The organism is Nitrospira sp. CMX1, from assembly GCF_054902215.1.
In genome coordinates this window covers 14,632-27,637 of sequence record NZ_JBUBKD010000035.1, presented here as the reverse complement: position 1 = coordinate 27,637, position 13,006 = coordinate 14,632, and the positions used below count along the sequence as shown (strand labels likewise).

12 protein-coding genes are annotated in these 13,006 nt (G+C 51.8%); 3 read left to right on the top strand and 9 right to left on the bottom strand.

The window, feature by feature from the left end; genetic code table 11:
• Positions 1-866, top strand: an 866-nt coding sequence (locus ACYX34_RS09455) for an MFS transporter (RefSeq protein ID WP_462076310.1), incomplete at its 5' end; no start/stop codon positions are given.
• Positions 867-922: 56 nt separating this feature from the next.
• On the opposite strand, the gene ACYX34_RS09450 is transcribed toward ACYX34_RS09455, so the two are convergent.
• Complete coding sequence (locus ACYX34_RS09450) at positions 923-1,696, bottom strand: TerC family protein (RefSeq protein ID WP_462076309.1); 774 nt, start codon at positions 1,694-1,696, stop codon at positions 923-925.
• Positions 1,697-2,404: 708 nt separating this feature from the next.
• Here ACYX34_RS09450 and ACYX34_RS09445 point away from each other — a divergent pair.
• On the top strand, positions 2,405-3,469 hold the full coding sequence (locus tag ACYX34_RS09445) for a sigma-54 interaction domain-containing protein (RefSeq protein ID WP_462076311.1): 1,065 nt from the start codon (positions 2,405-2,407) through the stop codon (positions 3,467-3,469).
• Positions 3,470-4,588: 1,119 nt separating this feature from the next.
• Here the strand turns inward: ACYX34_RS09445 and ACYX34_RS09440 are convergent.
• The 8 genes from ACYX34_RS09440 to ACYX34_RS09405 form a co-directional block, all read right to left on the bottom strand.
• The gene (locus ACYX34_RS09440) at positions 4,589-4,957 is read right to left on the bottom strand and encodes a PilZ domain-containing protein (RefSeq protein ID WP_462076308.1); all 369 of its coding nucleotides are present in this window, start codon (positions 4,955-4,957) and stop codon (positions 4,589-4,591) included.
• A 148-nt stretch (positions 4,958-5,105) separates the two neighbouring features.
• Positions 5,106-5,627 (bottom strand): hypothetical protein, encoded by a 522-nt coding sequence (locus tag ACYX34_RS09435; RefSeq protein WP_462076307.1) that lies wholly within the window; start codon positions 5,625-5,627, stop codon positions 5,106-5,108.
• A 458-nt stretch (positions 5,628-6,085) separates the two neighbouring features.
• The gene (locus ACYX34_RS09430; protein WP_462076306.1) at positions 6,086-6,523 is read right to left on the bottom strand and encodes a hypothetical protein; all 438 of its coding nucleotides are present in this window, start codon (positions 6,521-6,523) and stop codon (positions 6,086-6,088) included.
• Between the two features lie 397 nt (positions 6,524-6,920).
• A complete protein-coding gene (locus ACYX34_RS09425) occupies positions 6,921-7,388 on the bottom strand; it encodes a CreA family protein (RefSeq protein WP_462076305.1) in 468 nt (155 codons plus the stop codon).
• A 311-nt stretch (positions 7,389-7,699) separates the two neighbouring features.
• Entirely contained in the window at positions 7,700-8,212 is a 513-nt protein-coding gene (locus ACYX34_RS09420) for a tetratricopeptide repeat protein (RefSeq protein WP_462076304.1), read from the bottom strand.
• Between the two features lie 258 nt (positions 8,213-8,470).
• A complete protein-coding gene (locus ACYX34_RS09415; protein ID WP_462076303.1) occupies positions 8,471-8,866 on the bottom strand; it encodes a translation initiation factor in 396 nt (131 codons plus the stop codon).
• Between the two features lie 4 nt (positions 8,867-8,870).
• Complete coding sequence (locus tag ACYX34_RS09410; protein ID WP_462076302.1) at positions 8,871-9,557, bottom strand: surface-adhesin E family protein; 687 nt, start codon at positions 9,555-9,557, stop codon at positions 8,871-8,873.
• Between the two features lie 29 nt (positions 9,558-9,586).
• On the bottom strand, positions 9,587-10,537 hold the full coding sequence (locus tag ACYX34_RS09405; RefSeq protein ID WP_462076301.1) for a PilZ domain-containing protein: 951 nt from the start codon (positions 10,535-10,537) through the stop codon (positions 9,587-9,589).
• 558 nt (positions 10,538-11,095) lie between these two features.
• Between ACYX34_RS09405 and ACYX34_RS09400 the strand changes: the two genes are divergently transcribed.
• On the top strand, positions 11,096-12,994 hold the full coding sequence (locus tag ACYX34_RS09400; RefSeq protein WP_462076300.1) for a B12-binding domain-containing radical SAM protein: 1,899 nt from the start codon (positions 11,096-11,098) through the stop codon (positions 12,992-12,994).
• The last annotated feature ends 12 nt before the right edge of the window (positions 12,995-13,006 follow it).

Genomic DNA, 13,006 nt, shown 5'->3' with positions numbered 1-13,006 from the left:
TGGGAGTGGCGATCATCATCGTTCGGCGTGTGATTCCCGAAAGCCCACGGTGGCTGATGACCCACGGTCGTGTCCCTGACGCAGAAGCCATCGTGTCGAAGATTGAACGACAGGTCTCCCAAGATTGCGGGACAGTGCTTGCGGAGCCCGATGGCACCATCACCGTCCATCCCCGACCTCATGCAACGATCGCGATGGTTGCTCGAGAACTTTTCCAATCCTATCCTCGACGGACCGCTCTGGGCATCGGACTCATGGTGACGCAATCGTTTATGTACAACGCGATATCGTTCACCTATCCACTCCTGCTTACCAAGTACTATGCGGTGTCCACCAGTCACGTGGGTCTCTATATTTTGCCGTTCGCTCTTGGCAATTTTTTGGGTCCGCTGCTCTTGGGTCGATTCTTCGATACGATTGGTCGTAAGCCAATGATCAGCCTGACCTACGGGATCGCCGGTATCCTCTTAATGCTGACAGGGTATTTGTTCTGGATTGGCTCCCTCACGCTGTCGACGCAGATGTTGCTCTGGTCGGTGATGTTCTTCTTTGCCTCGACTGGAGCAAGTGCGGCCTATCTGACGGTCAGTGAAGTCTTTCCGATGGAAATCCGCGCGATGGCGATTGCCTTTTTCTTCGTCGTGGCGCAGGGAGCGGGCGTGGCGGCACCGTGGCTCTATGGGATGCTCATTGAATCATCAGCGACCAGTGTGTTTTACGGATATCTAGGGGCTGCAGTCCTGATGTTGCTTGGCGCCGTGATCGAACTCTGGCTGGGAATTAACGCGGAAGGTCAGCCTCTTGAACAACTGGCGGCACCGCTGTCACTACGATCCTTTTCTGAGGATCCAGATCAGTCCACCTGACTGTTGGCAACTTGTCGTATCAGTAAGGGCGGATGGTGGTCTCCATGAGATCGGTTTCAGTGGTCTTGGATCGAGGATTCTGGCTTACCGTTAGTGTATCGGCTGTGCAACTTCACAGGAGGACTCGTGCGCATACGGATTCGCAGATTAATCATCTCCACGGCGACCGAAAACGCCATCGCAAAGTAAATATAGCCTTTCGGGACATGCACATCAAATCCTTCGACCATCAACGTGACTCCGACGAGAATCAGGAACGACAGGGCCAGAATTTTGATCGTTGGATGTGTGTCGACAAAATCGCCGATGGCCCGGGCGGCGAACATCATGACGAGCACAGCGATGATAATTGCAGCTGCCATGACGGATACTTCCTCCACCAGACCGACGGCGGTGATGACCGAATCCAAGGAAAAGACGAGGTCCAGTACCATGATCTGAAATAACATCATCCCAAAACTGGTTGGGATCGAAGAGGTGGCGTGATCATCAGCGCCCTCCAGGCTTTCGTGTATCTCGTGGGTGGCCTTGGCAAGGAGAAACAGTCCGCCGATGATCAGAATCAGATCCCGTCCTGAGATGGCCTGTTTCAGCAGGGTAAAGAGCGGAGTCGTGAGCTCCATGACGAGGGAAATAGAGAAGAGCAATCCCAAGCGGGCGATCATCGCAAGGCCTAATCCAAGGCGGCGGGCTACGTTTCGCTGGTGTTGCTGCAACCGACTCACCAGAACGGAGATAAAGATAATGTTGTCCACGCCAAGGACAATTTCAAGGGCGGTCAACGTTCCAAGAGCAATCCACATCTCTGAGTGAGCCATCCAATCGAACATCTGATCCTCCAGATCACCATTTGAGCAGTACGGGAACGAACTCGACCGATCGCAGGAGCGAGAGGGGTTCGACATTCACGGTCGAGAATCTGTGAGATTATCATAGTTGATCGTGTGAGCGTTCTGCCGGTTGTGGGAGCCATGGCATAACCCTTGGCCGTCATTCCCATGGAATCCGGAGGAAGGCGGCGCGATGCACAATGGCACCTCGAACAGTTTCCAAGCAGCGGATGGTGCAACTGGATAGGGCATACGTTTCGGCGGAGCCTGGATCCTATTGATCTTACTCTTCACTTCTGATGCTTGATCGATACTCAGATGGTTCGTGGTGGAAGAAATACTGATCATCGAAGGATGGGCATCACCTCCACTGGAAAGTGTGTACACGATCTGCATTTCGTGACTAGAGCCGCTATGCGTAGTTGTGCTATAAGAGAGAACCGAATGTCGTATGTGCACTAAATAGACATGCTGATATATCCCGCATTGAGTAGGTGATTGATGAACGAATGTTCTTGTCATGAGTAAGGCCTTTAGGCCCAAATGATCATCGCGGAGTTGCCCTATCAGGATCCTTCGACCGTGTACACCGCAGAGTTGGACGAATCTAGTGCGAAAGGAACGGCACAACGGAGCACGAGTCACAGGTCCCACGTGTCCAATACTATCCCAGAGCAGTCTGGAAGAGAGGAGTAAGTCGTGGATGACATGGTTGGAGCGAGCCCCGCCATTTGTGGGGTGTTTGAGAAGATTTCCAAAGTGGCAGCGACAGAGATGCCGGTACTGCTTACTGGTGAAACCGGCACGGGCAAGGAACTGACCGCACAGGCTATCCACGCGCGGAGTGTTCGAAAACAAGGACCCTTTGTACCAATCAATTGTGCCGCCATTCCGGAAACCTTGCTTGAGTCAGAGCTCTTTGGCCATGAACGAGGCGCCTTTACTGGAGCGGTACAGCAAAAAAAAGGCAAACTCGAAGCTGCAGCCGGCGGGACTTTGTTTCTTGATGAAGTCGGTGATCTGCTTCCTTCCTTGCAGGTTAAACTGCTGAGGTTTCTCCAGGAGGGTACCTTTGAACGCGTAGGAGGACAGGAGACCCTTCATGTCGATACGCGAGTCATTGCCGCGACCAATGTTGAGCTGAAAGCAGCCATCGACCAGAATCGATTTAGGGAGGACCTCTATTATCGACTGGGGGTCTTGCATATCCATCTTCCTCCACTTCGCGATCGAGGGGAAGATGCCTTGCTGATGGCGATGGTGTTTCTTCAGCAAGCACTTGCGATGACGCACAAGACCATCCGTGGATTTTCGATTCAGGCCATCGACGCACTGCATACCCATTCGTGGCCAGGGAATGTACGGGAATTAAGTAATCGGGTTCGACGGGCTGTCGTGATGAGTGAAGGGGAGGAGATCACACGCCAGGATCTTGACCTGGCTAGTGAAGACATTCATGCCACGGATTCATTGGATTCCCTACGAGCGGCCCATCAGCGAATTGAAACCGAATTACTCGTGAAGGCACTCACGTTTCATCGTGGAAACATGAGTCGGGTCGCTCGGGATCTCAAGGTGAGCCGCTCAACTCTTTATCGCAAACTGAAACAGTATGAACTCGAAAAATTCACTCTTTCGCTTACACAACCTATGGCGATTCCAAAAACAACACGCAAGTCGAATGGTGATGCAAGTCCTAGTAAGACGAGTCCTATGATGGCGAAAGAGCCCTCAATCGAAACCTCACTTGAACCGGCAGCTCAAATCCCCTAGCAGATGATGCAAACAGTTTTCTCGGAAACCAGGTGGTTGCCTTCGTGTGTTTTCTCCGACTCATCTGCGTCTCTCACACCTGTGCCTGCTCTAGCGTTTCTCAAGTGAAGACTGTCCTAACTGAAAAACGAATGAGTGTTTCATGGTGAAACATTCGTATCGATGTGTTGGAACACTATATGTAGATGACCGAATCGGAATGTCTGGATTTACTGTGTTGGAATCCTCATATGATAAAAAATTACAAGGATGATATTGCATAGGGAGTATGTACGAGCTGTATCAGGATAGAACACTCGTCGTGATTGGTCTTGAGAGCTAGATTGGACATAACGTCTACGACTCTTGCGTAAACTTGAACAAAACAGCGTCAATTCATTTTGTTTTCAATCCCGATCCGTTTTACCTACACGGGGAAGCATATTCCTGACTGGTGTGTGTGTCTCAAAATACTACACTGTGTGTGAAATCAGTCACTCGAACATCGTTGCCGAAGCCAGGTGATTCAAAAACTACTAGCAAAACGAACTATAGCTAGTTTGGCACTTGACTTGCTTCATATTAAAATCAATTTGTAGACGGATGTCCATTGAGCTGCTTGTGGAATCAGGGGATAATTTGATTCGTTGAAATGGCCAGTGATCTTTTTAAGATGATTAATCCAATGGTACTGTCCAACGTGCAAGAGAACCAGAATCATTCATGTACAAAACCTCAGGATGAGTCCGTACGAGAGTCGGCTAAATACTCAACTGAGGGTTTGGTCCCTGGATGGTGGGTTCAGAATTTCAACCCTCTCTGGAAACCATTGGCGCAGTGGCTTCGACGCCAGCAGCATATGACCCTCTCGGAGTTTCAACTGATTACGTCTCACATCCCCGAGTTGACTGCAATCGAGAAGACCATTGTCATTTCTGCCTTTCTTGCCTATAAGAACATGCAGCCATGATGGCTCACGTTCTCTTTTTCTTTCCCACTGAGCCCGTACACAATCTCTTCACCTGTTTGTAGGATCAGAAAGAACCGTTGGTTCATAAGAGTATTTGACAGCGACCGGCTTGCTGATCGAATAGCTTCTGCGTGTGGAATCTTAGAGCGACGGAATCATTGGAGGGATCGCTACACTGCGGTTCGCTCACACTCACGCAGTTTCCGAGCATTCAGGTAGTTGATCAACGCGACTCGTAGGGTACGACCAAGACGTAACCGCGTAGGCAATGATAGCTCCATAAATTCCAATCCACACTCAAGCCCTTGCGCCCAGATGACTCGGCCCACCTCAATCGGCAATGCACGCATCTGATCGGGCAACAAGAGGCTCACACGTATGAGGTTACCCAGTGTAAGCTCACGGTCGGATATGATTGAACAGCCTTGCAAGGAAAGGTTTCGAAGTGTCCCTTCACACACATAGGATTCCCCCCCTACGATGAGCGGCGAGTGGAAAGGAAACCGTACATACGCCCGTGTATGAGGAAAGTTGGCCATGTGATGGAGGCGATTGTACCCGACACTCGCGTGAGGCTGATATCCCACCTTGGATGGGCTTCGCGTAGAAGCTGGAGGACGGTGGTATCCGGGTGGCCCAAGGCGTGATCTCGATTTCAGGATTAGGGGAGAATGACGCCTGCTTATGTTAGCGTATGCGGATGGCTGTCCCAAAAGCGCCACAGTAATACTGAGAAATACCGCCTGCAGAGCTGGTGACCGTCTCTTTTACAGAAGGTATTGGGCCGCTGAGCATCACAACGGCCCCTTGCGCATCGATCTGTCCTATCATCCTGGTACCGGTGACGGTATACGAGTGATCAGCGGCGACGAATGTCCCCTCCTGAATAAAACCCCCATTCGGCTTCGGAAGATAGGTGAGTTCAGCGCGCTCTTCGAAGGACAGGGGAGTTGAACCGGGCAGGACAAGCATTCCCTGTTGGCTCAGCGTCGCGGAACCAGCCCCGTCATAGATGATGGTTCCATTGAAATGGAAGTGCACTATAGATCCGATGACAACATCCGTACAGGTCTTCACCGTGCTAAACCGAAAGGTGCCTTTCAGGAAAGCATTGGGCTCACCACGATCATCTTCGGCCTGTGCCAACCCGATCAATAGCAGGACAAACCCTGTCGTGATGGCCAATAGACGGCTACGGCTTCCAATCATAATGAGTCCTCCTCGTTACACGAAGGCCCGAGATACAGAGCAAGTGATAGTGGATAAGGATGAACCAGTCTTTGCAAAGAATGGATGGTGAACGGTGTACTGGAGCGAGCGGGAGGCATTAACTTCGGAGTCAACAGGACAGTCATGATTTTCAATATACCGTTCGCATCCATAGAGGAAGTTCTCATTCAAGCGGGAGAGAGCATGGACCAGGCACCTCTCTATATAGGAAGTCTCTCTTACATGCTGGACATTGATGAAAGCAATAGAATTACATGCAATTATGCTAGTGCTTTTGTATGGGGTGATTGAATCCGATAAGGATTCGCCTCGAACATCGGACAGGTTATGACAGAAGAAGGCGTCACTCAGGTGTGCGGGGTATGGAATTGATGCAGTCTGTACTGTCAGACCCTCACTATAGATTATAGTGAGGGCGGCACTTGGGATATTCTCCCTTAGTTCTGAGTTTGGTGAGTTGTGGAAGGAGACGTTTGTCCGGTTGTACATGCCAGTGACGAGGGAATCTCGAGCTGCCCGGACGGGCGAAATCCCCAGGCAGTGGCAAGAGCCTGGCAGGTGAGGTTCTGTACGGTCTCGCGATGGTGCTCAACACAGTGTGGGTAGTAAGCCGTGCCTCGAAAGACTGGTTCTCGACTCATCAGCGATAGACCGCGCACCGTGACGCTTATATTGAAACGTGCGCCGCAATCTGACTCGATCAGCGCTCCAATCTTCAGCTCCTCCCGTTCGAGCAGGAGCACAAATTCCGCCTGCAATTGTGTTGCGAGGGTCAAGACTGTCTCACGATCCAATCCATGGTGAGCAGTCTGTGGGGAAACCAGGACGTGTGAGTAGTGGTGCGAGCGAAGCCATTCTTCGGTCACCTTGGTCAAGAGAGGATCTCCCAAAATAAGGATGCGCTGCTGCTCGCTGGGTACGTGAGTATGAAAGCCATGGGTGATCGGGAATCGGATGCCGGCGGGCTGACGTTTGGAAGTGCAACCGTGTAGCGCTAGCGTAACGGCAAGCGAGCAAGCGAGCAAGAACGCACCTGTGCTGCGAATTCGTTGTTCCACAAGAGTGAATGATAACAAACCAGTGCGATGTGGATGCTGAGTGGGATAGGGCAGGGCCACTCTCATTGTGCTGTGTCACAGATCGATCGGAGAGCAACCATCAGGTGCGTACGCATCCTTTCCTCCACCTCACGACTTTCTTGGACACTCGAGTGGGGCATACGGCCTCTCAGTGATGGAGGTGTTCATGGCAAATGCAAAAGGCTCTGTGGCTCTATTGATTTGCCCAAGGTTGGATGGGCACGGTGGAGATGGCATTCTGTGGCGAACCCTCGATCACGCGATCGCTATAGGCAAGGTAAATGTAGGTCTGACGTTTCTTGTCAAAAAACCGGACAACCTGAAGTTTCTTAAAAATGAGGGATCGACTCTCGCTGAAGACTCGTTCACCTTCCTTCAACTCACCAGTCTGATGAATCGGACCAACCTGACGACAGGACAATGCGGCATCGGAGGTTTCCTCCGCTAAACCGACCATCCCTTTCAGGCCACCTTTTTTAGATCGGCTCAGATAGCAGGTGATCCCTTCAATCTTGGGATCGTCAAACGCTTCGATGACGATTTTGTGATCAGGCCCCAACATTTTGAATTTTGTATCGACACTCCCCACTTCCTCTGCAGAACCCACCGAAATGATCGCGGCACAATAGACTAACGTACCCACAACGATGGTTCTCTTCATCGACTTTTTCTCCCGTCCAAGGTAAACACTGATTGTGCTGTAATGATATAACTAGGCTTCCGCTTGAACGCAAGAGCCTCAGACCTAGGTTGCCTTGAATAGATGAGCGAAGAAGCGGTCGAGCGAAACCCAACCAGCCCCGTCGCATTTTGCCAAATCTCTAATTGCAGAATAGGAGCCCGGTACAGAGTAGCGGCGAGACTGGACTTCTCATTTCTGAGCCATGCCCCGCTCATGGCCTGGTCTTTGCGGTCAGGATTGATATGTGCTATCTAAAGATCTGTGTCCTAAGCCTTCCATAACCGACACTCTCAGTCACAATCTTTGAACCGTGTCTGCTGACAACGTTGTGCCAACGCCTGAGCTTGCTCGATCTGTACGGAAGTCATTTGCGAGGTAAGATAGTCTCGGCGACTCATTGCCGTCTTCTGCTCATTGCCACTCAGCATGCCGGCAGCAATGATATACCACATCAGCGCGCGAACCACGTCTTTCCGGACGCCTCGTCCTCTCTCATACATGAGACCCAGATTGTTCTGCGGGCCGGCGTAGCCCTGCGCCGCGGCCTTGAGAAACCATATCAGTGCCATGGAATGATCCTGTCGGACACCTCGTCCTTTTTCATACATCAGACCCAGATAGAACTGGGCCGATGCTATCCCTTGCTCTGCCAGTGGACTAAAGATTCTGGCGGCTTGAGTATAATCGCCACGTTCATACGCAAATTCCGCTTCCTCAATGGACTGTGCTGCCACAACGGAATTGGGTGCCATGCCTGACAAACAGGCTAGAACTAATAGCACTGTCACAATACAATGCCGCATCAACGTCATCCTTTCACCATGCCGGTCTCCCCAAGGAGTAGTCTTTCTACATTCTGTGGGAAAATGGATAACTGTTCATTTTACTTTGTGGAATCTGGCTGGTCTATGGATTTAAGAAGAGAGGTGGGCCCTTCGGCTATCCTCCTAATCATATTTGGAGATAGCGCAGCATAAGGCGGAAGGATCGTTCCTGTACCACACACGAATCAAGATTCGGTCCATACCCTCTGTAACGATTGTTGTTTGGAAACAAGAGCGTTATCCTCCGGCAAAGACTGGGCAAAACCCCGCTTCGACGAGAATGCGGGCGACTGTATCACGCTGATCTCCTTGAATCTCGATCCGTCCGTCTTTGACCGTTCCACCAGCGCCGCAGAGTTTCTGCATCTGTTTCGCGAGCGCTTCCTTTTCCGCCTGGCCTATCCCGACGAACCCTGTGAGTACTGTGACGGTTTTCCCGCCGCGGTGAGCAGTCTGCCGAACGATATCGATACGTCCACGATTGTTCTTTGGCACGGCGGGTTTGGCAGTAGTCTGATCATGGGCGGCGTGGCTGAACAAGCCTGTCGGCAGTTGTGCATGTTTCAGCATGGCGAACGGACTGGTCCATTTGATCGGTCCACCGTCGGTAGGAATGCGTTTTTGTTCTTTCATGTGGTTACAATTCCAGGCAAAGGGTACAGGGGGGCGAGATATTCGACAAGTATGCAGGACCTGTGATCGCCGGAAGTTGGAAACGATGGAACTTTGCACAAATTCCTGATGCCGGTCGTGAGGAGTATCGGGATGTGACGAGGTTACACGACCGGCATGGTAAAACAAGGTTTGAACTCATACTGTGTCGCTCCTTGCGGAGCGCGGCCACGCCACAGACTACGTCCCTTAATGCCTGGTTGATAGTGCCGAGTTCAACCGGCTGTCCATCGCCTTGTTCGACTACCACTGTGTTGTGAGTTCCAGTACCCATATGCTGAGAGAATTCTGAAGAGGCCAAGAGCCGAATACGATTGTGAGCGCAGTCAAATTCTTTGTGACTCTTTGTCGAGAAAAACCGGTGAGGACTCATCATGAACATCCCAAACGGCGCATTGCCTTGCATCATCTTATAGTCTGTCAACTGCCACAGCGTCACGCGAGTTCCGTTTCGGTGAATTGTCTTGGGATCGTAGTAGACCATTTCGCGGGATGGGGATTGATACACGCTATTCACGGCGACCCAGGCTTCTCCAGGCGGTATTTCGCCATATCCTTGAGGTTGACTGGTTTGATAGTACGGAGCTCCACAAGATGTACACGCGACGAGGAGGACACAGGAGAAAAGGCTGATATGGGTCACGTGAGGCATAGCCACCGTCCCTCTATCTTCTCCCGTGATCAGAATGGTTTCGGCCTGTAGCCATGATCATGGCCTGACTCGTCCTCATGCCTGGTTCTCTCGCGCAGTTCCCGCTCAAGCTCCACACGGCGACGCTCTTCCAGAATCATGTGATCGAGCTCGGCCATGTGTTGCTTGGCGAAGGCCGTAACCGCCAGTCGCTCATCTGTCAGCCAGCGCGTCAGCGCGCCTTTCTTGCCCTGCCAGGCTTCCGCAAGTCCGAATTCACCGGAGGGCAGGACCACACCGGGACTATTGATAAAGGTTCGAACGTTGCTCATTTTGCGATCGTCATGTGGAAAACGTGACACAATCTCTTTCAAGACGCCATCAATGGAGGTCGAACCAAGATAGTTCTGAAGAAGTGCGAGAGCGAAATCTGCCTCCCTGTCGTCGCCACCTTTGACCAACTCGCCAAGCCTGGACGTCAACTCTGGCGTGCAGGTGGGGAACGCTCTGCTAAGCAAGCTTCCTCCTCGAGAGGGGAATTCCGCAGGGTCTTGAGCGAACCACGCCAGTCCCTTCCTGATGGCGAGTTCAGGATCTTTCGAAAACACCGCTTCAAGTCCTTGAAACTCAAATGGTACCAGCTCGACCTGTTCTTCATTGCCGTCCTCAGGCTTCCGTGCGAGGAGAGTTGTTATCACATCGCTGAGTCGTTGCTGTTCGGTTTCTCTAATGCGAACAAACGTCAGCCCGGCGCGATCCTCGTCCGCCCACTGCACATCAGCTCCATCAATCGTCAGCGCCCACTCCAAGCCGGGTATAGCGATGCGCAGTTCTAACGAGAGGCCTGGCAACATGAGGAGCTGGCTTTCCAGCCGGCACCCACTCTTTGATAGATCGAGAATGGTTCCCGTCCCTTCGGACTCTACGGAGCCCGACACCATCGTGCGAAATTGAACCGAAACTCTGGGTTCAGTCCGCTGCTCCTCTACCTTCAAACTCATGACTGATCGACGCTCCTGCTTTCCATCAATGGGCCCCATCATTTTTTCCCGCAGAGATACGCAGGGGAGAGGGGCCTATTGTTGTGGCCTGATCGACCCAATGTGTGTTCTTCGTTCAGGGGCATATTATCCCGTGTAGGGGTGTCACCCGGCAATAGCCCTTCGATATACTGCCGTCGTCAATGGGCTTGGAGAACTTCGTGTAATAAGGAACGGTAGCGAGGGGATGTGGTGTCTGCGCGGTTAGCTGAAGCAAGACCGAATGGTTACTCTTGAGTCATGCACTATACAAGATCTGATCCTTAATCTGTGCCCAGAGCGTGCTGAAATGTAGGTTCGGAGGGCGTGGTGTCCGTTGAGATGACTAAGGCGAAATGGAACGTTCAATCCTGAGTTATGCGCGATTCAAGTTTCGATAGCCTCCTCAGCTACGCACCTCTATCCTCACTCTTGCATCTCAATCTTTAGCCCTCGTACAATGCTTTTTCGATACAACTCCTTGTCATTTTTCCTGTTTCCAGTTGCTTATTCGTCTAGAGAAGGAAGAGCCTGTTCTTCATGAAGATCGAGTATTCGAAGGGCAACCGCGCGTCCAAGGAGCTGATCCTTCTCAATCGCCAGCAGTTTGAGGAGACCAGTGGCCGGAAGATGAAGGTGATGCTGATCTTCCCGCCTGATTGGTTTCCCTCTGAGCCGTACCTTTCCTTACCATCCCTCACCGCTGTTCTTCGCCAAGCCGGCCATTCAGTTATTCAAAAGGACATCAACTGTGAGATGTGGGACTGGTACTTCAGCGAGGACTTTTTGAAAAAGGTCCTGCGTCGGGTGCCACAGCAACTTGACCGTCTCCGGAAGCTTGCAAGGAAGCGAGAGCTGAGTGAATCTGAGATGGACGTGCAGCTGGCGCTCTGCGATGTGACCCGTCCTCGAATAGAACAGCTGATCAAGGATACGGAAGAGGCGAAGCACATTATAAGAAGTGAAGAATTCTATAATATTGATAAGTTAGAGTGGTCACTTCAAGTATTTCGTGAAGTAATGTCGGTGGTCTCGCTGGTCTATTTCCCTGCGCGGATTTGCATGCCGCCGATGGAGACGGACCTCTCATACAAGGTCTATGTCTCGTCGGAAGTCATGGATGCGGTGAGTGATACACAGGTGAATATCTACCGCGATGTGTTCGACCATCTGGTGAGGCCGTCGATTGAGCGTGAGCAGCCGGACGTGATCGGCATTTCGATCGTCCTGCAACAGCAGATGTTCTCGACCATGACGTTCTGCGCCCTCATCAAGCAGCATTTTCCTCATATCCATGTCACGATCGGTGGCAATACCGTGACGCGACTGCGCGATGTGTTGCCCCAGTCGCCGTTGTTTCAATACTTCGACAGTGCGGTGGTCTATGAAGGGGAGACGGCGTTTGTGCAACTGGTGTCGGCAGTGGGGGCAAAGCGCAGTCTGGCTGAAGTCCCTAACACGCTCTACAAGGATGGGACCGGGGTCCATACGTCACCGACGAGCTATGCGGAAGATCTCGCGACGCTGCCGCCACCAGACTTCGATGGCTTACCACTGGGGAAATATTTTGTCCCGACGAGGATTCTGCCCTATCTGGCGACGCGCGGATGCTACTGGGGGCGCTGCGAATTCTGCGATCACGGCGAAGGCTACACGGCCGGCTACCGGTCCAAAAAGATCCAGGATGCCCTTACGGATATCAAGTATCTTCGTGACAAATATGGCGCGACGCATTTTCATTTTACCGACGAGTCCTATCCGCCGGCTCTGTTCCGCAAGCTCACGCGTGGGTTGATTGACAGCCAGATGGGCATCACCTGGACAACGCATATGCGGTTTGAGAAGAGTTTGCTTGAGGAAACTGTCTGGCAGGATGCGAAGAAGTCTGGCTGTAAGTATCTCCATTTCGGCTATGAATCAGGCGTGGAGCGAGTGCTGCAACTGATGGACAAAGCGACGACAGCGGAGGTGATGACGAAGCATCTTAAGCTGACGGCAGAGGCGGGAATCTGGAACCACTGTATGGGCTTCTTTGGTTTCCCTGGTGAGACGAAAGAAGAGGCCTGGCAGTCGGTGCAGTTTCTTGAGCAGAATAAAGACCATGTGCATTCGCTCGGGTTCGGGACCTTCGATCTTGGACGGCACAATCCGGTGGCGAAGCATCCTGAGAAGTGGGGCGTGACGGCCTACAAAAATCCCGAGTGGGATTTGGCCCTCGATTATTACTACACCGTGAAAAACGGGATGAGCATCGAGGAGGCGGAGCGAGTATTCGAACAGTTCGAACGGAAGCACAATCCGGGTTGGGATCTGCGGCTTTACACGCGCGAATATATCTTTCTCTATATTTCAAGATTTGGTTTAGGTAAGTTGTCAGATATACAGTATGGGTCGCTGAAAACTGTCGGCGTGACGACGACGCTAGCAGGAAAAATGTAGGGTGGTCCGTTG

Coding starts and splice junctions, on each gene's coding strand:
- ACYX34_RS09450 (WP_462076309.1), bottom strand. CDS start 1,696: ATGTTCGATTGGATGGCTCACTCAGAGATGTGGATTGCTCTTGGAACG.
- ACYX34_RS09405 (WP_462076301.1), bottom strand. CDS start 10,537: ATGAGTTTGAAGGTAGAGGAGCAGCGGACTGAACCCAGAGTTTCGGTT.
- ACYX34_RS09435 (WP_462076307.1), bottom strand. CDS start 5,627: ATGATTGGAAGCCGTAGCCGTCTATTGGCCATCACGACAGGGTTTGTC.
- ACYX34_RS09425 (WP_462076305.1), bottom strand. CDS start 7,388: ATGAAGAGAACCATCGTTGTGGGTACGTTAGTCTATTGTGCCGCGATC.
- ACYX34_RS09415 (WP_462076303.1), bottom strand. CDS start 8,866: ATGAAAGAACAAAAACGCATTCCTACCGACGGTGGACCGATCAAATGG.
- ACYX34_RS09420 (WP_462076304.1), bottom strand. CDS start 8,212: ATGCGGCATTGTATTGTGACAGTGCTATTAGTTCTAGCCTGTTTGTCA.
- ACYX34_RS09445 (WP_462076311.1), top strand. CDS start 2,405: ATGGTTGGAGCGAGCCCCGCCATTTGTGGGGTGTTTGAGAAGATTTCC.
- ACYX34_RS09400 (WP_462076300.1), top strand. CDS start 11,096: ATGAAGATCGAGTATTCGAAGGGCAACCGCGCGTCCAAGGAGCTGATC.
- ACYX34_RS09440 (WP_462076308.1), bottom strand. CDS start 4,957: ATGGCCAACTTTCCTCATACACGGGCGTATGTACGGTTTCCTTTCCAC.
- ACYX34_RS09410 (WP_462076302.1), bottom strand. CDS start 9,557: ATGCCTCACGTGACCCATATCAGCCTTTTCTCCTGTGTCCTCCTCGTC.